The following is an 803-nucleotide window of genomic DNA, read 5'->3' as shown; positions in this document are numbered from 1 at the left end:
GGATGCGACGGGCCCGCCGGCGGTGGCGCGTGGCGCGCCTGTCGGCGGCCGGGCCGGGCCGGGTGCGTTGTCCATCTCGCGCAGGGCCGCCAGCACCTGGTCGTGGAGCGCCGGGTCCTTGTCGATCGACAGGTGGCTCTGGCCCTGCACCTGGCGGTTCTCGATGCGGCCATCGAAGCCGCGCCCGGGTGACAGGCGGCGTTCGAAGGTGTCGCGGTCCTGGTGGAAGTTGAGCACGCGCGCGGGTCCGCGCGGCACGCTCAGCACCCAGGCCGGGTCGAAGGTGACCAGCAGGTCGACGGGCACGCCCAGTTCGCCAAGCCGGCCGCTCAGCTGGATCGCGTCGTCGGCGCCGAAGGAATGGCCAATGACCGCCAGCGGCCGCTTCAGCGATCCGCTGCTTGCGACCTGCGCGGTGCGCTCGGCCAGGCCACGCCATTCGGCGTGGTTGTGCACGGTGGCGTCGTAGCCGGCCTGCCGCAGCGTCAGGGTGAGCGTGGTCATGCCGGTCGAGAAGATGTTGAACAGCCCGCGCAGCACCACGACGCGCCCGCGCGGCGGCTGGTCGAGCGGCGGCACGGCGGTGGTGCCGCAGGCGGCAAGGGCCGGCAGCAGCGCCAGCGCGGCGCGGCGTGGAAGTGTGCATCGGGTCATGGGTTCGGGATGGGAATGACGCGGGCCTTTGTCGAGAAGATGGCAGCGCGGGCCGCGCGCCGGCACCGGCACGGCGCGCCCGGAGCCTGCGTCCGGCTGAGCGGCGGCTGTCCGGCACTCCGGGCCGCGAGCCGGAGTTTCGTGCGCCG

At 74.1% G+C, this 803-nt stretch carries 1 protein-coding gene; it reads right to left on the bottom strand.

From position 1 onward, the window contains the following. The coding region (locus HW578_RS27235; RefSeq protein ID WP_198373811.1) for a hypothetical protein at positions 1 to 654 on the bottom strand (654 nt) is incomplete at its 3' end. Positions 655 to 803 lie beyond the last annotated feature (149 nt).

It is taken from the genome of Roseomonas rosulenta (assembly GCF_016106005.1).
GTDB classification, from domain to species: Bacteria; Pseudomonadota; Alphaproteobacteria; order Acetobacterales; family Acetobacteraceae; genus Neoroseomonas; species Neoroseomonas rosulenta.
The sequence above is the reverse complement of the archived record's forward strand: the minus strand, read 5'-3'. Positions and strand labels throughout refer to the sequence as shown.